General features: G+C 70.9%; 1 protein-coding gene. It reads left to right on the top strand.

All coding sequences use genetic code 11. The annotated features are described in order from the left end of the window. Positions 1-342: DoxX family protein (locus AC1DYG_RS19540; protein WP_477641513.1), on the top strand; the 342-nt coding region annotated here is incomplete at its 5' end. Between the last annotated feature and the right edge of the window lie 132 nt (positions 343-474).

Below are 474 nucleotides of genomic sequence, written 5' to 3'. Positions count from 1 at the left end.
GTCGTTCTTGCGATCGGCGCCCTCGGCGCGGCCGTCCCCAAGGTCCGGCTGCGCGGGACCGCCTGGACCGCCCTGCGTGACCGCGGTCTGACCGCCAACCAGGTCCGCACGATCGGGGCCGCAGAGATCGCCGGTTCGGTCGCCGTGCTGGTCGGGCTGTTCTGGTGGCCGCTGGGCGTCGTCGCGGCGGCGGCACTGCTGCTGCTGATGCTCGGCGCGACCGCCTTTCACGTCAAGTACGGCGACTTCGGCAACCCCGACATGCGCGGTCCCGCGCTGTACCCGGCCGGCCTCGCGGTCCTCGCGGTGGTCGTGATCGTCGCGCTGCTCCTCGCGAACTAGGGCACGCCACTCACCCGCTTGCGCCGCCCGCCCAAAGGGGGATGCTGAGAGTAGGACTCCAACAACGTCGGACGCGGCCCCACAAGGGCCTCCCGACGTAGGCACCAGGAGGTCAACCATGACCGACAAGAT

This window comes from Pedococcus sp. P1_H8 (assembly GCF_056405175.1).
Note: the sequence above shows the minus strand (reverse complement) of the source record. Positions and strands in the feature narration are given on the sequence as shown.